Origin of the sequence: Endozoicomonas sp. (assembly GCF_031844845.1) — a bacterium.
In the GTDB taxonomy this organism is placed as follows: Bacteria; Pseudomonadota; Gammaproteobacteria; order Pseudomonadales; family Endozoicomonadaceae; genus Endozoicomonas.
Genome location: NZ_JAVRMB020000064.1, coordinates 1 through 21,025 on the forward strand (window position 1 = coordinate 1; position 21,025 = coordinate 21,025).

At 47.4% G+C, this 21,025-nt stretch carries 13 protein-coding genes and 1 pseudogene; 9 read left to right on the forward strand and 5 right to left on the reverse strand.

The window, feature by feature from the left end; all coding sequences use genetic code 11:
- Window positions 1-228: 228 nt before the first annotated feature.
- Entirely contained in the window at window positions 229-888 is a 660-nt protein-coding gene (locus RM811_RS02805; protein WP_402520557.1) for a hypothetical protein, read from the forward strand.
- Here RM811_RS02805 and RM811_RS02810 read toward each other — a convergent pair.
- The 3 genes from RM811_RS02810 to RM811_RS02820 form a co-directional block, all read right to left on the reverse strand.
- Entirely contained in the window at window positions 883-1,206 is a 324-nt protein-coding gene (locus tag RM811_RS02810) for an Hpt domain-containing protein (protein WP_402520559.1), read from the reverse strand. The two genes, RM811_RS02805 and RM811_RS02810, sit on opposite strands and share 6 nt — an antisense overlap.
- Before the next feature lie 53 nt (window positions 1,207-1,259).
- Window positions 1,260-3,197, reverse strand: a complete 1,938-nt coding sequence (locus tag RM811_RS02815) for a DUF1631 family protein (protein WP_402520561.1) — start codon at window positions 3,195-3,197, stop codon at window positions 1,260-1,262.
- Window positions 3,198-3,371: 174 nt separating this feature from the next.
- On the reverse strand, window positions 3,372-3,656 hold the full coding sequence (locus RM811_RS02820) for a hypothetical protein (RefSeq protein ID WP_402520562.1): 285 nt from the start codon (window positions 3,654-3,656) through the stop codon (window positions 3,372-3,374).
- A 302-nt stretch (window positions 3,657-3,958) separates the two neighbouring features.
- On the opposite strand from RM811_RS02820, the gene RM811_RS02825 reads away from it, so the two are divergent.
- From RM811_RS02825 to RM811_RS02835, 3 genes and pseudogenes are all read left to right on the forward strand, one after another.
- The gene (locus RM811_RS02825; protein ID WP_402520564.1) at window positions 3,959-4,264 is read left to right on the forward strand and encodes a hypothetical protein; all 306 of its coding nucleotides are present in this window, start codon (window positions 3,959-3,961) and stop codon (window positions 4,262-4,264) included.
- Between the two features lie 227 nt (window positions 4,265-4,491).
- A complete protein-coding gene (locus RM811_RS02830; RefSeq protein WP_402520566.1) occupies window positions 4,492-5,397 on the forward strand; it encodes a TIGR01212 family radical SAM protein in 906 nt (301 codons plus the stop codon).
- Between the two features lie 310 nt (window positions 5,398-5,707).
- Window positions 5,708-6,681: pseudogene (locus RM811_RS02835) on the forward strand (IS30 family transposase).
- A gap of 192 nt (window positions 6,682-6,873) precedes the next feature.
- Here RM811_RS02835 and RM811_RS02840 read toward each other — a convergent pair.
- A complete protein-coding gene (locus RM811_RS02840; protein ID WP_402520568.1) occupies window positions 6,874-7,020 on the reverse strand; it encodes a hypothetical protein in 147 nt (48 codons plus the stop codon).
- A 282-nt stretch (window positions 7,021-7,302) separates the two neighbouring features.
- Complete coding sequence (locus tag RM811_RS02845) at window positions 7,303-16,011, reverse strand: hypothetical protein (protein ID WP_402520570.1); 8,709 nt, start codon at window positions 16,009-16,011, stop codon at window positions 7,303-7,305.
- 912 nt (window positions 16,012-16,923) lie between these two features.
- On the opposite strand from RM811_RS02845, the gene RM811_RS02850 reads away from it, so the two are divergent.
- The 5 genes from RM811_RS02850 to RM811_RS02870 all read left to right on the forward strand — a co-directional run bounded on the left by RM811_RS02850 (window position 16,924) and on the right by RM811_RS02870 (window position 20,508).
- Window positions 16,924-17,325, forward strand: a complete 402-nt coding sequence (locus tag RM811_RS02850; protein WP_402520571.1) for a hypothetical protein — start codon at window positions 16,924-16,926, stop codon at window positions 17,323-17,325.
- Between the two features lie 2 nt (window positions 17,326-17,327).
- Window positions 17,328-18,287 carry an IS4 family transposase gene (locus RM811_RS02855; protein ID WP_402520573.1) on the forward strand — a complete coding sequence of 320 codons (960 nt, stop codon included), beginning with the start codon at window positions 17,328-17,330 and terminating at the stop codon, window positions 18,285-18,287.
- Window positions 18,288-18,412: 125 nt separating this feature from the next.
- Window positions 18,413-18,685, forward strand: coding sequence for a hypothetical protein (locus tag RM811_RS02860; protein ID WP_402520575.1), 273 nt, complete (start codon window positions 18,413-18,415; stop codon window positions 18,683-18,685).
- Window positions 18,648-19,049: a hypothetical protein gene (locus RM811_RS02865; RefSeq protein WP_402520577.1), complete on the forward strand. Its 402-nt coding sequence runs from the start codon at window positions 18,648-18,650 to the stop codon at window positions 19,047-19,049. The genes RM811_RS02860 and RM811_RS02865 overlap by 38 nt, the downstream gene beginning before the upstream one ends.
- Before the next feature lie 148 nt (window positions 19,050-19,197).
- A complete protein-coding gene (locus RM811_RS02870; protein ID WP_402520579.1) occupies window positions 19,198-20,508 on the forward strand; it encodes a DEAD/DEAH box helicase family protein in 1,311 nt (436 codons plus the stop codon).
- Window positions 20,509-21,025: the final 517 nt, after the last annotated feature.

The window sequence follows — 21,025 nt, forward strand, 5'->3', positions numbered from 1 at the left end:
GGTATTCCCCTGCTAGTTAAAGGACGTGGAGCCAAGCGTAAGCCGGTAAAGGGCAAGCCCTCTACTGCAACTGGCAATGAAACGTCAAAAAAGAAGATAATGGCTGTTACTCCGGTAGCTGTCTTATTGGAAGCTCTGCCCCTTTAGGGGCGAGTAGTTCACCTGGCTGGATGTAGCATCAGCCTGATAACCTTATGTCACAGAACCTGATAATCCGGTGATATTTGAATGCTGCCTATCTTTCAATCTTTACGATTTTTTTCTCTTTATGGGGTTAGCCTGACGTTCCTGTTTCTGCTGGCGGCCATTCCGTCGGAGGTTATTGGTTTCTATCTTCACCAGTCTCTGCAAGGCAGTGAAGCATTGAAAGGTGGTGTTGTTGACCTGGCCACTTCCGTATTGATAGAGCCTCTGGCTACGGGAGCGGCTATCTACTTTATTGCCAGCCGGGATCAGGGAGGCGCATTAAGTCTTTACGACAGCGTTCTTAAATCAACCGGCGTCTATTTTCAGCTGGTCACCGGTTACTTATTGGTGGTGCTGATGGTCATGGTGGGATTGAGCCTGTATCTGTTGCCGGGTTTTTATCTGCTGTACAAATTAATGTTTGTGGAGTATCGGGTTGCCTTGAACAAAGAGCATCCCATTGAGGCGATCCGGGCCAGCTTTGTACAGACCAGGGATCAGTGGTCTGTGTTGCTGCCATCCTTTATGGTTCTGTTGGTCATACTGGTGGGTTCTCAGACGCTGATCAGCTATCTGCTTAATGATCAGGGCAGTGATTTGCCCTGGCAGTTGCTGGGTGGCTTGCTTGAAGCGCCCTTTATGGCTTTTTCTGCGGTGGTGGGGTTTCGGCTATTCTGTCTGACCAGCAAGCCATCCTTATAAATCAGGATACAGGCCTTCCACGGATTTGAAGGAATTCTGTAATTCAAGAAAGAGTTGCTCATAACGCTCAGGGCTGGCCTGCTTGCCGGAGTATTCAATATCTCCGGCCAGGGATGCCAGTTGTTCTGCCCCGACAATAGCAGCACCACCTCTGATTCGATGGGCAAGGCTTGCTATCAGGCCGCTTTGCTGGTTGTTAACCGCTGTCTTTAAGTTCAGGATATCTTCCCGGGTACATTGGAAAAAGGTTGAAAGCAGTTCTTCCAATAGTTCCTGATCACCATCAGTCACTTGATTTAAATTGTCCAGATTTAACATAAAGCCCTCCGTTAACAAGATAGTTAGTCGCCATTAAACGCAAGTGCTTTAGTTCAGTGTTTTTTAAACCGGTTGAGGACCGCCTGAATTGCACGATCAAACACCGGGTTTTCTTCCAGAATCCGGACTGAACCATTTTCAATCCCTTTTCTCAGCTCACGGCCGGACCGTTCTGCGACCCGCATACCGGAGCGGTTTACAAAGATGTATCGGAGTCTGTCTTTGCTGAGTCGGGCCAGTTTACAGTGCAGGCGGTGTGAATCACCTTCGCCGATGAACTCAACCCATTGCCCCGGGTGTAGTTCATTAATGATGATGGGCTCAACGATGGCATTAAGGGGTTGTGGCTCACTGATTATTTCATAAGAGTCTTCTATCGCCAGCTCCAGCTCAGGGGGCTCTTCAACAGTCTCTGGGTCCATCAGTGATAGAGGTGAAGCCTGCTGAGTATTTTCTGACTTATCCGATGAGAGAATAATCTCTTCCTCATGCTCAGACTCATCTTCGACCACCATTTCTGTCTGAACATCGATGGGGTTTTCCTGCTCCTGCTCCTGCTCTTTCAATGATGGTTCATTATTTTCAGTCTGGTGTTCCTGACTTTCAGAATCATTGTTTTCGGATTGCAGGATAAGCGTCAGGTTGTATTTAAATCCTTCAAGGCAATCCTGAAAAATCTCAGGATTTTCACTGTGATCAGAGATGATGGTCCGCACAGTATGTTCAATCAGCATCAGTACATGGTTGTCCAGTTTAGGGTCCCGGCAGTACTGCATTCCTGCTGAGGTTAAGGCGTTCAACAATAAGCGGGCAGGGTGTTCCTGATCCGTTAAAAAAGCATCATCGAGAATGGCTTGCTTTAATATTGGAATCTGCAGAAGTGCTATGATTTTTTTGATGTCATCAGGAAGGTTGTGGTCTTCCAGAATGTACTTAAATAACCAGCCAATCATATTGATCAGATCATCATGATGACGGGAGAGGTTTGAATTGACCCCCTGTATTTCTAAAGCATCAATAACTGAATTATGAAGATTTTTTATAGAAGTGTGTTGCTCGAAAATGTCCAGTTGCAGTGTACTGAGAACATTAGCAAGATCAATAGCTCTGACCCTGCTGGCTTTTGCTTCGGGAATAATCTCATCCTCTGCCAGCATATCTTCCAGGCGAGATATTAGCTTGTCAGCAAAGGCATCCAGAAATTGAGGGTTATCCATTTCAGGATAAGCGTTTTGAATATCTGTTGGTTGTTGGTTGGTAGATGGTTGGTTGGAAAATGACTTTATGGAAGCAGGTATCTGGGCAGGGCTACTGTTTCTGTTTGTCTCTAATGGTGCAACAGGAGAAGGCTGTTCAGAATTTAAACCTTTTTTGACCAATAAACTGTCGACTTTCAACCAGAGTTCATCGCCCGGTTTGTTCAGGTGATTGGCAAACCAGATGAATAATTGCTGTTCTATGTCCTTATCCGCATGAAGACTCTCAATGGCAGAAGAAAAGCTCTCGCACATCCTCTCGGGCATGGCAGGATAGGTGCCGTCATGCTCAGGGTAGCTGGAGTCCAGGCAGTTTTTAATGCGGCTGATCCGCTCTGAATTTTTACTGTTTTCAAAGTGGTTTGTGGCAGAAAGCCAGAGGAGTTTGTGGTCAAGCTCGTCATTATCCAGTAGCTCCAGAGTCAATGTATTTTCTTCTGGTTTTGTCTGCTCAAAATGGTTGCTGATTAAAGCATTGATGAAATGATTCTTAATGGATTCTTCAGAATTTCTGAGCCGGTTTTTGATATCCACCCAGCGCATCATATCCTGATTGTTGTTGATCTCTTCCAGATAAGTTTCCAGGTGGGTAAGTAATGAAGAACTCAGAGATTCTACCTTAGGAAGGATGGTTTCTTTAACCAGTTGATTTAAATCAGAAAAAAGGATATTTCTTGGCGGTTTTTCATCACCACTGGGAACAATAGGTATGATGTTCGACGACTGAGCTGACATACTGCCACATCCTTGTACTGCGTTTACATCACCTGCAGGTTGTAAATCGCCTGCAGAGACCACTCATATCCTTTACTTAATTGTAAATATATTGAGGGGCATAATTATACTAAGAAGTAATAAAGCCAAAGTGCTTACTACCTTTTGTCAAATTAATGACAATAAAGCGGTTTTCTAGCCATTTCTAAGCTCTTTGGCTATTTCCCTTGCTTTTTCCAGGGCTTTATTGAAGCCATTTTTAAACAGGTTTTCACGAATCTGCCTTTGTAGCGCTTCAGGAGTGATCTCTCCGTCTTCTGCCGTTTTTTCGGCCAGTTTATTTTCTTCCTTGTTCTGCACAAGGTTGGAAAATTCCTCAGACTGCGCCGGATCAACACGGTCAACAGGTTTGACGTTGCCTACCTGTCCAGAGTTATCAGCGGGTAAGTTTTCTACATTTTTATTGGTTATGAGTGACATAGTCTGGCTCTCCTTTGCCCAGTCAACGCTGGCTGCTTGTATCACGACTTTGTATTACGACAATGATGCCATGTCTGACCATGCCACTAGCGAATAGCTCTGGGCAGGTGGCATTGTCCGCTTATGATGTTTAATCCTTCTATTGCTCAGTCTAGATAATGAATGGAGATAATAAAAAGTGACCTTCTCCTGATGTTATTAATTATCGGCTTTTGGTTCAAAGAGCTGACAGCTGGTCTGCTGATCATAAAGCCACCTGTCACACCGCCGACAACTGAAACTAGTACAGGCGGGAGATAATTATGAGTGGTGAGCATTTTACGTTAACAATAAGCCAAAGCACCTCCGACGCCGGTGATTTTGCCATACATATGAAAGAACCTGATAAGCCAGAACAACTACTGGTGCATTTAAGATTTATGCCCTTAGCCATGTTTGATGAAACTTATCTGGATGATCTGGTTGGCGTAATGGCTCGGAAACTGGCCAAGAGAATCATTGAGTGGCGTGTGGCGCCTGACGATCCGGACGCCATGCAGGCCTGTCAGGACGAGGCCCGTGCAGTGGTTCAGGAAGCCCTTGAAAGAATGAAAAAACATCCTGAATAGCCATCTCAAGGTGGTATTGCCTCTGGCGGGAAAGCTATTCATACCGAAGAGCATGATGTCTATCATGGAAGTCCTTCTCTGTTTAACCATGCCATATAATTTCTTCCACCCTTCACATGAGAGCATCCGATTAAGCATTGGCCATTAAGTCATGCGTTGAATTCCCTATAGGCTAACTTGCCGACAGCCGGTATTTTGTAGCGATTTACATGATGAAATAACTCGCTATGGACATGACCCGCTTCGTGAATACTTTTGGCCGTTATCTTCGGCAGAAATACGGGGAAAAAGTACACAAAGTGTCGGTGAATGCGTCATTTACCTGCCCGAACCGAGATGGGACCAAAGGTATTGGCGGCTGTACATTTTGTAATAATGCCTCCTTCAGCCCTGGCAGCACTAAAGCGGGGAGTATCTCTGAACAGATTCGTCAGGCTCAGGAAAAGGTAGGCGCTCGTACCGGAGCCAGAAAATTCATTGCCTACTTTCAGTCCTACAGTAATACCTACGGCTCTCCTGAAGATCTCAAACGCTATTATGACGAGGCACTGGCTCAGCCCGGAGTGATTGGCCTGGCTGTTGGTACACGTCCTGACTGTGTGCCGAACCCGGTTCTTGAACTGCTGTCTGACTATCAGAATCAAGGCTATGAAGTCTGGCTGGAACTGGGTCTTCAATCCAGCTTTGACCACACGCTTGAGCAGATCAACCGCGGGCATAGCTATGACGATTATGAAGACGCAGTGATCAGGACGAAAAAATACGGACTTAAGTTGTGTACCCATCTGATTGTTGGGTTACCCGGAGAAGAACCTGAAGACTCTCTGGTAAGCTTTGACCGCGTCATTGGTCTTGGGGTTGATGCTATTAAGGTACACCCGCTTCATATCGTCAAAGGCACTCAAATGGCACGGCAGTGGCGTAAGGGTGAAGTTCGTGAATTAACGATGGAATCCTATACGGACGTGTTGGCGAAGATGATCTTGCGGGCTCCCGAAGAGCTGCTGTTTCACCGGCTGACAGGATCCGGAGAGCGGCAGTACCTTCTTTCTCCAGAGTGGAGCATGCATAAGTGGGATGTACTGGGAGCACTCTACAAAAAGCTGGAAGCCAATTGTCAGACATCCAATTGAGTAGGGAATTCTCATAATTATGTTGGGTATTTTTATAAATAGTTGGAAATTATAGTAATTAAGTTGGGAATTTTGCCAAAATATACATCTATACTGCCCGTATGTAGTTTGTACAGGCAGTACTTGATATGCCAAATTCAGATAAAAGACGGAATATATATCAGATCCGAGAAAAAGTTTAAAAAGTGGAAACGTGATGGAAGAGGGACCGGGCTGGAGTAATACAATAAGTGCAACAGGCTGAAACTTGAGATGTGAGACAGCTGTCGGTAGATTTATAAGTTGTCACACTCTGAAATGGAAGTCTGGAATGAGCACTCAAACCAAACACTACGAACAGCTGACTCAAGGCAAACGATATCAGCTTCAGGCACTACTGAAAACCGGTCTTTCTTTACAAGCCATGGCTGACAATTCTGGCGTTCATAAAAGTACTGTCAGTCGTGAATTAGGCCGAAATTCAGGTCCAGACGGCTATTGTCCAGAAGCTGCTGAAAAGCGTAAAACAGAGCGGAAGAAAAATGCCCGCAAGGCTAAGAAAACCGATGATCAACACAGACAGATTATAGAAAAATGCCTGTCATTAGGCTGGTCTCCATTAAACATCAGTTGTCGTTTTAAAATAGAGCTACCGGATAAGGCTATTAGTCATACGACAATCTATCGCCTAATTGCACAAGATAAAGCTAATGGCGGCAAACTGTACAGAGAGCTGTCCAGATTTGGCAAGTCTCGCTGGAAAGGCGGCAAACGTAAGGCTGGGCGTTCTCTGATACCTGATCGCAAGGATATTTCTGAGCGTCCTGCCATTGTCGAACAGCGTACACGTTTGGGTGACTGGGAAGGTGATACTGTTTACGGGCAGGATGCTCATCTGGTTACCCTTGTTGATCGCAAGAGCCGTCTGGCGCTGATTGGTAAGGTTGGCGCAAGAACTCTGAAATAGTGGCCAATAAGATGGTTGAGCTGCTGAAACGCGCACCAGGTGCGAAGACTATTACGCTTGATAACGGCGGTGAATTTGCCATGCATACTCTTGTGTCAAAAACTGTTAACGCGGAAATCTACTTCGCGAAGCCCTACGCCAGTTATCAGAGAGGAATCAATGAAAATACCAATGGTATTATCCGTCGCCAATGGCCCAAAAAAATGGCGTTTGGACAGATCACCGAAGAGGAAATTGAAGCTATGGAGTTTCAAATAAACAGCATGCCTCGCAAGGTACTTGGCGGTCTAACGCCGCTTGAGGTCTACACTGGGAGGTCTGTTGCACTTATTGCTTGACTCCAGTGCCGTTCCATGTGCGGATCAATTGCAGAAGATTGCAATCTATTATTAATCAATAAAGGAATGGTAATATTCTGTTCTATTAATGCACTGGGGAGCTTTTTGTAAGAAGCTGGCTGATAATGATCAACTGCTCCTGCCGGATTATTTTTTATATAATTGGTTATATCTTTAACCTCCTCCAATAACTTAATTTCCTTTTTTATGCTGTCGGGATTTCACGGCATTCAGTGCAAAATGGTCTTGACTACCTGCACCCTGCTGCTTCTGATGTGTCGAATAATCATTAGCCTGTACTCTCAGGCCTGTTTGATTTGAAGATATTTCTACACCCATAAAGCCACCACTGTACTATCTGATTTATTTGGCTCTTTCGCAGGTTGGCTGATCGATTTTCAGACCCGCTTCATGATTAACATCGGTAAACAGGGAAAATGACGCTCAACCTACATCTAGAAAGCCCCTGTAAACAGGTTAACCAAGTGCAGCTTTGCTATGGGGCAGAATAACCTGGCACTTACCGAGTAATTCTGTAACCCACCCTGATTTTTGATCAGCCAACCTGCGAAAGGGCCATTTATTTAATACATAACAGCCAGAACATCCAACATTCGGACTTCATGTCGTGGCATCAAAACCTGCCGTTGAAAACTCTGCCGACTCCCGGGACAATCTACTGATCACAACTTCGGTGATTGTTTGCTTCGCTACCTTCCTTTTCCCCTTCAGGTCCAACAGACAGTCCAGGGATATAGTCTCCACCAGCTCTGCTTTCAACTGCGGGGCGACGGCTCCGAAGAATTCGGAGAAATGCGTTCTGACTGCCGCTTCCAGCGAGGTGTGCTGCCTGATCAGTACTGCAATCCGGCGCTCATCATAGCGATGGTAGGGGGCAGTGACTGGAAGTAGATGCCCGCTTTCTTCAAAACCGGTAAGACAGCGCGTGTAGATCGACTGCCCGGAAGGCAGCAGACTTTTAATCCGCTGCCCCAGGGCATCGTTTTCAACCGCGCTATTGCCCGATTTTCGTTGTTCAAGATGCCAGACCAATGCCGATTCGTTGATTAATTCACCGACACCGGCCTGCTTGATATCATACAGGTAAGTAAACAATTGCCAGGTTTCATTCAGCTGTTCCGGGGAGAGCTTGCGGCCCCGGGTTTTCAGCCCGGCCATGCTTCCCACCACTTTTGCCAACAAGTCTTCGGACCCATCCGCCCCCGTCAGGTCCGGCAGTGCCGCAAGGACTCTGATGCCTGCCAGCTGATCACCGGGTGACAGGGCGATAAACAGTTGCCGTGCGTCGTTGACCTTATCCTGGCACAGCAACCTGATCACCGGCCGACAGGCCTTCGGAGCAGAGAATTTCTGACGTCCGCCGTTTGCATCCATACCTTTAAGCTCCCGGGACAACTGCCGGATTGTTGCTTCCGAACCACTGCCCGAGCGCCCCTGCAGACTGATAGCCCGGTGAATAATCTCCAGATCCCTGCGCGATATTTCTGGTAACAGGTTGCGAATCTGCTGTGCCAGCGCATCCCCGGGACCCGCTGCCGAGTCAGGATCATCAGCCAGTGCCGATGGTGTTTGCAGCACCTGCCTGGCCGTGGCGGCCATCATGCATTGCCCCAGGGCCCTGTGATTACCCTGCGCCACCAGTAACTGACGACTTCTGTCGTAAAACAGATGATCACTATAGTGCAGGCCCACGCCCCGGATACGAAGATTACCCCGTTCATCCCGGGCAACAATTTCCCCGGCCCGCTGATGCCCGGTCCCCACAACCGGCGAGCGCAGTGCCTGGTCGATAAAACCGGCGACCAGCTTTTGATCAGGACCGGCCGGAATACCCGACCGTTCCCTGGCCCACAGTATCACCGCCATAGCCAGGTAATCACTGCCCTGCCAGCCATCTGCAGCAGCCCTGGAAGAGTTCTGCACATCCTGAAAATAAGCGACCATGTCGTTATACAGTGGCCGGGCAAGGGGGGTAAAGCCAATCATCCGTTTCCTGCCAGGGAGGGTACTGTGGTTGCCGCCCCCCGGGGAGCATTCCCGGTTTTCGCACACCGGGAGGCCTGTACCCTTGGCCACCAGGTAATTCACCAGCAGCACGCTGCTGCTGTCAGGACTACCGGGGTGGCGGGTGTAATGAATGGCGGAGGAGGATGGCTTGCCAGCGGTTGCCCCGGGTTCAATCAAGGGCACCTGCAGGCTGACTGCAGGAGATTGCGATGCCCATCCCCAGCCGGTTGTGGCAGAAAGAATCCCCTGCGACATCGAACCCAGGAAATCCCTGATATCGAACAGGATACCCCGTTGACGGCTGGCTCCGGAAGTTGCGGCGGGGAGATCGAATGCTGCCACCATGGGATCCCGACCTCCGGCAGAATGATCCGTACCCGCCAGCGAACGACGGTGCCGGTTGGGTTGTAGGTGCGCTGGCCGGTCGGGGACAATCGGGATGATGACTTCGTCGTGATCATCTATGCGGTAAGGCTGCTGGGGCCCGGGCTGTGTTGTCGGTTCCGGCGTCAATAACGCAAGATATTCAGCAAATGAGGTAATCGGTGGGTTTAACCCTTCGCTCTCACTGTAAATCGCAAGGACATTGGTTTTCCAGTCCCTGAACAGTTGCGCCATGCCGTGGGCAGAAAGCAACATCAGTTGTCGTGATGCCCACGCCTTTTCATGGTCGATCACTGCCCGTATATCGTTCCGGGAGTGCTGCCCCTGACTAATAAACGACACTTGCAGTTCATGCAACTGCTCAGTCAATGACTCCTGGGCACGGATCATACTCTCTTCTGCGCGATGACTGGCAAGCATGCGCTGTTTATCCAGGGGCGCATAAAACAGGGCTTCGGGATTGTCTTCCAGCTCCGTCCTTAGCCCGTTGTTGCCCAGTTCCCGGTTATGGTAGCCATTAAGAAAATCCTGGTAAGCTGTGGTCAGTGAGTAATCGACCAGACCGTATAATTCATTCCGGAAACCTGTGTTCACCTGGTCTCGCCAGACCGCCAGTTCGTCCTCAAAAAACACCGCCGCAGGGTTGGCCGGGGGCTCGTGACCAGCACTTTCTGCCCCGCTGACAGCAGAAATATCCAGCCCCAGAGACTGTGCCAGGGCTTTCTCCTGCAGTACCTGCTCCCGGATTAATGACTTGGCCTGAACTTGTTGGTCAATTTGCTGTGCATAACGATAGTAAATGTGCGTAATCTTATCTTTAATCCACTGCTCTGAAATATTCACCTGCCCGCGCCCCTTCAGCAGGTTAAAGAAGTTACTGTCTTCTTTTTCCCGTTGCGCCTCTTCCCTGGCCCACTCTCCGGACTCCTGGTCTCTGACCACTTGCCCATAAATCTCATAGGGTTTATTGGTCGCGCTGCCCGGGCCGCCCTGGTCAAGCCAGTGATATTTTTCCTGTCGCTCCAGGTACTCGCCAAACTCCCGGGAAACTTCCGCAGGATAATTGACCACTTTCCGGTATTGGTTCTGCAGTGATTTAACCGCCTTCCGGGATAATTCCATGGCCTGATAGCCATAAAAGTTATAGGCTTCCAGTGCCGTCTGCTGGTAGATCGACAGCACCGCACCAAGGCGCGAGCGGCTGATGACACCGTCTGACTGAAGCGCCGCAACCTTCGTGGCCATCTTATCAGTCAGATAGGTCCAGAAATGGTTCCAGGGGTAGATATTGACGCCCTCGACCATGCCGCTGTCACCGAACTCCAATGACTCGATATAATGGTTGATCCCATCCGACAGATCCTTCCTTATTACCCCCATGTACCCATTCAGGACACGCTCGACAGTGGCCAGGTCAGCGGTGGCAGGCCAGGGGATTGCCTCGGTTAACGGCAGGATCGCCGGGGCCAGTTTATCAAGCCTGGCTGCCAGGTCTTGAAACAGCCTGTCGACCCCGTCGATGAACCCCGCCCGTTGTTGCCGGGCCCAGTCAAGGTTCTTCCGGTAGTAGCCGTTCACGAGACCTCGCCGATCCCCATGTGGCTCACGCCCTCCCCGGATAGCACTCAGATCGCCTTTAATCCTGGCAAGCAAACCGGCAATTTTTTCCTGAACCTGTTTTTTCAGGTTGCCACGGACTTGTTGCATGGTGGCCAGTCGGGCCTGTTTCTGCGGATAAATATCCGTAAAACCATCAACAGCGTATTGATAGCGGGTGAGGTCCGGCAGCTGTCCATCATGACCATGACTGGCCCCGGCGACCACCTCGGGTTCCGTATCCGCGGGGTTATCGGGGGGCAACCGGATGATATCCTGCGAAAAACCGGAATACGCCTGACCAGCAGTGCCCACTGCGTCAACCAGCAGCGTTAACAGGTCATCCTTCAGTTGTTGCTGTTTTTCCTGATGCCATGGCTCCAGGATACTCAAAGCAGCGCGTTCCTGAATTCTTTTCAGCTGTTTCAGGACGGTCGCACTGATCACCGGTTGCCCATTTTCGACCTCCAGCAAGGCGGGCTGCGTTGCATTGCCCCCCGTCACCCGGGTAGCGGTACCCGCCTCCGGTCTGGTGTCGATGCCGCCCATCATGGCAACACTGGCTTCAGCCTCTGCCTTATACGCCCTTCTGGCCATGTTATTCTGCTGCAAATAGTCAGTCAGGCCCAGGAGCACCCGGCCGGTGACCTGATCCATGGCCCGTTGCAATAACATCCGCTGAGGGCCATCAACAGCGTTGGCATGATGGCCGGAAGGGTCAACCCCATAGTCTTGCAGCTGTTGCTGACTGGTCCGCATAGTCCGCATGATACTGTCGTTTATCTGCTGCGCCTTGCGGGCAAAATGATTCGCCGCCTGCTCAACCTGTTCTCCCACAACCCCCGCCAGCAACTGAACCTGCGTGGCGGTGAGTTCCCGGGCATCACATCGGAACCCGGCCTTCCGAAGTTCAGCCTGGAGCTTGACGTCGCTCCAGAAAAACTGCTGCACAGTTACATAGTCATCAACCACATCCTCCGGTTCGCTGATCCACGGGTTTGCCACCGACACGGACTCAAGATAACGGAGCCAGCCAGCGTTAAACTGATCCCGCATTTGCATCATCAGTTGATACACGAGTTCGGAGACAGGCTGCTGTATGGGGAAACGGGGCTCGGTATCGCTGCCAGAAACGCCGGGCGTGGGACTGATATTGTTATGACAGGGACGGCGGTCAACAAAATGCAGGGTATAGGACGGTTTGCCCTGAAACAGCCGCTTCAGCAGTTCCGGTTGAATACGGGCCTTTTTAATTTCGCTGTTATGCTGATTGAACAGGTGGACTTCAATGGGGGGGGGGGCAGCCACCCGGGCGGCACCGGAGGCATCGCCAGACTGGCTGGTAGCGGCCAGGGACCGTCGCCTGCGTCCGTGCAACTGCCATCTCGGATCGACATAACTGTCTTCGGCAAATTTCTCCATCTTGCCCAGGGAATCATCCAGCCCGTTGGCGAACCATTCCGCCGTCATCCCGCCAGCGATGTACTGAAGTTCTCCGATAGTATACCGTTTATGGGTATCGCCGTTGAGCTGATGATAACGCTGGTGATGGGCCCGGGCATTATCCCGGATCTCTTTCCCTGCCGCTTCCAGCCCCAGGGTAATGGCGTAAATGTCATCGATAAATTTATTCGGGTCGGTCAATAAATCGGTAATCAGCTCCCGCTCCTGGATGATCAGGATGAGCCCTCCCACCGCAATACCAATACCCGATGCCATGGCGCCAGCTGCCAGCTCGCCGACCGCCGTTTCCAGAACCACCTGTTCCGGCAAAACGGCCAACCCCTCATCCGCCAGCAATTCCAGGGACTCTTTCCCCAACCCTTCGGTAAAAGCCCCATCAAGCCCTAACTCTTCAAGCCCGGTCTGGCCTGCGGTATCAGCCACTGTATCACCGGCCATGTTCTCCTCGGCTACGGCTACTTCCTCATCAACCTTTGCTGTCTCTACCTTACTCTTTGCTTTGCTCTCTACTTTATTGACTTCTACCTCATAGACTTCGTCCTCTTCCACTTTCGGCGGGCACTTCCCATCCAGCGACCGTTTTTTCCTCCGCGCTTCACACAACACAGCTTGCTCCGATTCTTTTCTTCTTGCTTTTCTTGTTCTTTTTCTTATTCCTTTTCTTTTTGCTTTTTTATCTTTAGTCAGCTCCAATTCTTTTTCTTCAGTGGCTGCAACCTTTTCTGCTGCTTTTCCAGACTTTGCTTCGTCTGCTGCCTTTATTACTGCTTCGTCTACTGCTTTTATTTCTGCTTCGCCTGCTGCCTTTATTTCTGCTTCGCCTACTGCTTCTATTTCTGCTTCGCCTACAGCCTTTATTTCAGCTTCGTTTACTGCCTCACTTTTTATTTCATTTTTTGCCAACCGCGAGCCTATCTGTTCCCCCAGGTTTTTATTTAGCTGTCTGGTGCCCCTCATGGCATTCTCGAACGATTCAGCATGGTTTACCTGCGTACTTTGTGGGCGCTTGAAAGCATTGACTACGGATTTCCAGGAAAAGGTAGAAGCAATAGAGCCTATCGTCCCGGACTTCACCTGGCCTGCCCGAGACTCCGGATTCGATATTTTTTCCCGGTTCAAAGAGACGCTTTCTTCTGATTGCAGAGCTGGCTTCTGCCGACCAGGAAATTGTCTTACACTCTCGACCTTAGGCAATTGTCTTACCAAGTCGACCATTTCTGTCACATCAGCTCCCTGGGCCAGGGCCAGGACCTGCCCCACATTCAAAATCTGCGGTTCAGAGAGTTCTCCACTGAACGGCATTCGTCTTGGCCCCCAGACCACGGGCGGGGCTGCAGCACCCGCCGATACCCCCAGCCCTGCAGCAATGTTGTCCAGGGTCTTAGGGTTAGCCAGGGCCTTGTTCCCTCTGATAACAGGTTGAATAACCTCCAGTATTGGAGTGAGATTGTTGTGCAGCAAGGATATATCTGCTGGCACCCTGGCCCCCCTGTCACCGGAGGCAAGGGTGTTTTCAACGGCAGCCCGGACTTCTTTCATCTGCAGAAGTACATGGTCGTTTACTGAAACCTTCCCCGCTATGGGTTGAAAACCGGCAGGTACATTCCGCGCTAAACACTTAAGAACCTCCGGACGTTGCATAAATTCAAGGTAGTCATTGATAAATGCCGTGGTACGTACTTGCTCTATCTGACTGAATAGCGACACATCATGGTTAACCATATCACTGATGGTCAAACAGGAGTTGGGCAATATCTGCAACTGCTCTAATGGCTCAATCTGGCTGTCTGTTGGAATATGTAACAGTACCCGATTGCCATGATCATTGAATAACGCCTTGTAAGCATCAGAAGACCCGGGGGTTTTATTTATACGATCTAATCCTTTCGTTTGCTCGGACTTTACCATCGGTAATATTTGTTCATTGAAGGCATCTACCAGTTCAGCGTCAGAATTCGCTTTTATTTCACAATACATTCCACTTGTATTCGCCCAGGTAGCGATCATTTCACCCTGGGTATTGATTCGCAAATCAATTGAGATCACGTGACGGGGCAATTCATATATCGCCTTTAGAGATACTTGACCTACTCCTCTGGCCTGTGCCTGTTTCTGGCGAAGCATTTTAACCAGTTCCTCACCCAAGTAATCCGGGAGAACTGCTACGAAGGGAGTATTATTTATTAAGTCTACTCTTTTAACCGCAGATTCTGCCTCCTTACAAAAATAACTGTCTACTTTATAACCAGCACTCTGCAGCCTCAGGCTTCTGGCGGAAAGCTCCGAACGATAATTTACTGCGCTGGGAGGAATAGTCCTTCGAAATAGTTGCAAAGCCTCCATAAGTTTAAGAAGGGTCTCACTTTCCACACCTAAACCATAAGTAGACTTGATAAGGTTACTTAGCAAAAGCTCGCTACTCCGGGCAGCCATAGACAGATGCACATAAGCTGAGCAGGTGCCCGGATTCAAACCCGGGATTAAGTAATTATGATATAATACAGGGTTCGTTCTGCTCATTGAAAATGAAATGGACTTTGACAATTGCGAACTAAAAAATGAATTTCGTAATTGCTCTCCAATATTGAAAAGCTTTCTCGAATCTTCAAGCAGATAAACAGAAATATCATCACGGGACAGATCCAAATCATTCACATCTTTTTCCGCAACGAAAACACACTGCCTTTTTGTTTCTAACGCAGCACTAAAGTCGTAACTAGCTGCCCCTGCCTTAAAATAATCCTGTGTGGAAATGAAAGAATTCAATCGTGAAAGTCTATCAATGACACCATCCGCTTCAATATTTAGAAATTTTTTTAATTCAGCCTGCCCACCCAGTGGATATTTAGCCTGATAAATTATCTGACACTTCCTCTCGTTAAACCCCCGGAAGAATTCCTGAATAGAACCAGCATCTGTCTTGGATATTGCATCTATTTTCTTCAGGTTATTCTTCAACAGATCCTGAAATGACACTTCAACTCGAGGGGCCCTCTTTTGCCTGCCTTCCGGTTCCTTATTGGTTCTGATAATCTCATGCAGGGCATTTGACAGCTCTTTTATCGACTCTTTGTATTGTTGTGCCGTATCCGGATTATTGTCTTTAATGGCTTCAGCATAAAAGTACGTTAATTCAATGAGATTCAATGCCTGGTAAAAAGCCAACGTTTCATCAACTTTGGCCAATAATCCGGAAATATCATCTTCAGGTCTTACTGATTGATAGTACGAAAGAACTTTATTTACTTCTGCCAGCGCGGTTTTTCCAACGTATTCATCAAGCACGTCCAGCCATGATTGCAGATGGAATCCAGTAGCTGAAACGGGGCTGGTCATCACGGGAGCCGTTATTGCACTCACCGTGGTTTCCGCCTCTAATCCAGCAATATCACCCAGTATATTGGATCGTTTTGCTCTACCTGACGTTTGCTGAGACTTATCTTCCGTGCCTGACGCGTCATATTCATCCTCTTCTGATTGAATCATCCTGGATTTTATTTCTACTGAGGTTTCACCAGCCAGTTCTTTCTGTTCAGAATGCGGATCAATGGCAAAAGGCTGTAATCTCCTATCAATCGATAAAGGCATGGTTATATTCTGACGCAATAATGACCCGGAAAACCTTTCAGGAAAATATGACTGCAAATAACCAGAAGCTTCTTCCTGAGTATTTTTTATATACTTAATTACATCTTTATTCTCATCCCATAATTTACCTCCCTTATGCTTTCGGGATTGCACTGCATTCAGTGCAGAAGGATATTGACTACTACCTGCGCCCTGCTGTTTCTGATGCATTGAATAATCATTGGCTTTTACTCCAGAACCTGTTTGATTTGAAGCTATTTCCACACCCATAAAGCCACCACTGTGTTATCTGATCAGCTGATATATTTAACAACCTATTAAAGTGCCAAAGCATAAAACTGTATAGTACAAAATATTAAATACTAATTGACGCATATTAAAATCAATCAGGATGATATTTATCAAAGGACATCAAAGGACAATAGTTAATCTCTCCAGTAATTTCATAGAAATATTTTAAATCAAAAAGTCAATCACTAACCCGGATATTTTATAAACTGCTTCGACTTACACTCAGAACCCAGTACGAACAGATGCATATTTACCAAATATTCGGGTTGACCTTATCAGAGCAGTAGTTCCCGCAATAACTAAAAAACCTCTGCTACCAAGGGCTGGAAGCTTGCAGGACAATTTCAGCTACGCAGTCTAAAATAGAGGATGTTTTTGGCAAAATACCAACACAGTGTCATATGCCTTCCTCTCATAATCATTCGGTTACCGCTGACCTCGTTGATCTTGTTTTTGAGAAAGTTCAAGAGATTCCCGACCCTCGCTCACAGAAAGGGCGTTCATCAAATATTTCCATTCCCGACTTTTTTATGTATGCCCTTGGTGTTTTTCATAATAAAAATGCATCATTACTGACCTGCGATGACAAACGAGACCAGCCAACAATTAAAGAAAATGCCAAGAGCTTGTATCACGTTGAGCACATACCTTGTGATACCTATCTGAGATCAACTATTGACCTCGTTCAGACAAAACATATTCGTCCACTGTTTCTCGCCTGTTTTGCTTACTGTCAGCGGCGTGGGAAACTGAAACAGTACCAATATTTTAAAGAGGGCTACCTAGCTCAATGGCACTGACTTAAGGCTGAAAGCCTTGGTATGAAGGACTTGCCCGAAAGGCAAATCAGCCGTCTAAACTGATTTGAAAACATCCCGCGAGCAAGCCTCCATGAACAAGTCTAGTCCAGAATATTTACGTCTCGCTAATGACTGCCGTAACCAGTTTGCCCAAGCTTCTGACGCTGAACATTCCTCTATTTTACGTTCTGAAGACATAGATGGATTTCAAGACCAACACCCGGGACGAGCGCGAAACTATCCTGCGGTAAAAACTCTCACCTTGTTTATAAGACAGGTGTCTAATGATGATAAATCCTGCTGCAAAGTATTGATTCAAGACTCGGCAGATCAGTTAGCGCTGGGGCAAAAGACGCTAAAAATAGAAAATGATGCTTACTGTAAGGCGCGTATGCGACTCAACGAGCTTGCTCTTAAATCATTATTTAAAACTTCCGGCTGTCCCTTTCTGATGAAACCCCGGCAGACTGGCTGTGGCACAACCGCAGAGTAGTAATGACAGACGGTTCCACCGTGTCCGGACCTGACACCGAGGCGAATCAAAAAAAATATCCCCAGCCGTCCACCCAAAAAAAAGGACTCGGTTTCCCTATAATTAGAATCCTTGTTCTTATTACCCTTGCCAGCGGCGCTCTACTGGACGCCGCGGTAGCTCCGTATAGTGGCAAGGAAACCGGTGAGCAGGCTCTGCTCAGGCAGATGTTCGACAGCTTAAACGAAGGTGACATTCTGCTAGGGGATGCCAACTTTGAGAATTACTTCATATTGGCGGCACTGATATCAGCAAATATTGATGGCGTATTCGAGAAGAACGGTTCACGTATTCTTGATTTCCGAAAGTGCTATGTAAAACTGGGTAGTAAAGAGGGTCTGTTCAAACTCAAAAGGCCTGATCGTCCGCCATGGATGGACGAGGAATCATACAGTGCAGTACCAAAAGAAATCATTGTCAGGGCAATCAAGACTAAAAAGCGAATAATTGTTACAACACTAACTGACACTAAGCTTTACCCCAGAAAAGATATATCAGATTTATACATAGATCGTTGGCATATCGAGCTTGATTTCAGGTGCATCAAAACCATGATGAAAATGGAAGTCCTACGTTGCAAAACCCCTGAAATGTTACGCAAGGAGATATACGTCCATTTACTGGTATATAATCTTATACGAGCCTTGATGGCTAAAACGGCAGAGACGATGCAGCGTAAACCAAGAGAGGTGAGTTTCAAAACAGCTCAGGACACATTACTCAGCTACCACTACTTATTGCTAATGGGAACCATCAGTATTTTTCAGATTTTAGAAATAATGATCCAGTTGATCGGCAAGCACAAGGTAGGTAATCGACCTGGAAGATCCGAACCGCGAGCAGTCAAAAGGCGTAGCAAGCCAACAAAGAAACTTCAGCACCCAAGAAAGCAAGCCCGCAGGCTCACTGAATACAAGGGGTGAGGCCTTAAGTCAGTGCCATTGCTACCTAGCTCCCATACATAGATGGCACACAAACCTTTACGTCAAAGTCCATCAACTGTAAAAACTGTTGTACAAAAAACGCTGACAACCCTAAAAAAACAACTATGTACTATCAACAGTTATCAGCAATCTGTCTTGTAAAGTCAGGATTGAAAACGGTTCATCCATTAATGCCTGAACCTATTACCCAACAAAAAGATGCTTCCAAAAATGACTGTGAAGTGCGTGCCCTTGAACGCATCCTGGAAGATCTCGCCAGGGAACACTACCACCTTAAACTGGTACTGGGTTTAGATGGTCTCTATTCCAAGGGACCAACCCTTAAACTAATTCGGTCTTATGGCAGCCTTTTTTATCGCTGTTGCCAAGGACACTGATCATCCGGCATTGCTGGAAAGCGTTGATGATCTGGACCGGCAAGGCAAGGTTCGGCGATTCACTTATACCGACAAACGGGGGCATAGGCACTCGTTTCTTGCCTTTCTGATTGATCAAATTGTCGAGCTTTCCTGCCCCTTGTTTAATGCAGCACTGAAGGCTAACAAACGGAAAAAGACGCTTTGGGAGAAGCAGAGGAATTTCTTTGAAATTTTCGTGGTTAGTTCTTGGGCGTTATTCATGAAGGGTCTGATCTTGCAGGGAGCACCTGAACCAAAAGCAAAAGGCAAGCGAGTTAAACCCGGTGAACAGCCAAAACGAAAAATGATCAGCATCCGGAGCATATTCCCTGATACGGCATAGTTACCAATAAAAAACCATTTTCTTCAGTGTATTTAAATTGATCTATTGATCAGATTATTTCTGAGGGTTTTGTTTGTGTCTAAAAATCAATGAGATAATTAAGGTAAAATCTCCATTTTTCTATTTTTTGCGGGAATTGCTGCAGTCGATGCGCTTTTCAACTCAGGGGATACCCAGAATTATCTCCTGTGCTCGTATGGAGGGTGGGTATTTGCATCTTCCTCGTGGATGTCTTGAAACTCTGTCTGATTTACTTGAAAGCCAGGGCTGCAAACTGGATATAGAGGATAAAAGGATTTCGGGCACTGAACTCAAGGGGGTGGCGTTTCAGGGACAGCTGAAAAAAGATCAGCAAAAAGCGGTCAAGGCAATGATGAAACAGGACATTGGTGTTCTACATGCACCAACGGCTTTTGGGAAAACGGTCACCGCCCTTGCTCTTGTGGCTGAGCGTAAAGTGAATACGCTGGTGTTGGTGCATAGCCGCCAGCTGATAGATCAATGGAAAGAGAGAGCAGAAACTTTTTTGAATCTGGCCAGTGTTGGCGTTATTTCTGGCGGGCGGAAGAAGCCGACCGGTCTGTTCGATATTGCCACGTATCAAAGTTTGATCAGTAAAGGTGATAATCAGGTTAACCCGCTGATATTAGACTATGGACAGGTAATTATTGATGAGTGTCACCACCTTTCTGCGCCAAGATATGAATTGCTTCTGAATGAAGTAAGGTGCCGCTACGTTCTTGGAATTACCGCTACACCTCATCGGCAAGATGGTCATCAACCGATTATACATATGCAGGCAGGCCCTATACGCCATAAGGCACAAGAGAGGCAAAGTAATTATTTACGAAAGGTGATCTTCAGGGAGACGGGCCTGCTGCCACTTTCTGAGTGGATAGAGAACAAGCCTCATATCAGCGAAGTCTACCAGTGGCTTGCCCGTCATGAACACAGAAATCAGCAAATAGTGCGTGATGTGCTGATGGTGACAAAAGAAGGCCGGCACCCTGTCATTCTGACGGAAAGAAAAGAGCATGCGATGCTTTTGCATCAGGCCTTATCAGTTGAGATACCTTCGGCAGAGGTTCTACACGGAGGGATGCGGGATAAAACCAGACAGGCAGTTCTTCAGCGTATTATTGAATCATCTGTTCCCGCCCCATTAGTGGCCACCGGGAAATATCTGGGAGAGGGTTTTGACCTTCCAACGCTGGATACCCTGTTCCTTGCTTTGCCTGTTTCCTGGAAAGGCACCCTTGCTTTGCCTGTTTCCTGGAAAGGCACCCTTGCTCAATATGCGGGACGAATCCACCGGGAGTATGAAGGGAAAACAGAGGTCGTCATCTATGACTACACGGATTCAGCGGTCCCCATGCTGGCCAGAATGAAGCAGCGCAGGGAGAAGGGGTATAAGAATCTTGGGTATACCGTTGATTTAGGAATAGATAGATTGTTGTGAAAAAATTACGCTGTAACCTGTTGAATTATAATCACTTTGTAAAATTCCCAACATATTGGAAGGGTGTCTGGGTATAGAGGTTTTGAAAATTCCCAATATATTTAGAAGATTGCTATTCATGCAGTTGTTTTAATTGCTTAATAATCAGTAAGTTATTGGTTTAAAAATTCCCAATACAATTGGATGTCTGACACAATGAGGCAGAGGCAATAGAGTTGGTAAATGGCGCATTAAGTCGGAGAGCATAGTCGAAAATATCAACAGCACTGTTTGGCAGGTAACCGTCAGGCCGTGTTTTTTTATGTTACATAAAGCTGAAATTATTCTCCATACTCCAAAACTAAAAACAACATTAACGCTGGATGATTCAAGTACGAAGAACCGGGTATGGTTTTGACTATATTCCTGGTCTGTATACCAATGTGACACCATCCGTGAAAGATTCTTTTTATTTTGAGCCTGTTGATAGCTTGCCTGTGGTGAGCTTTCCTGAACATATTCAGGCTCCTTGATGAGT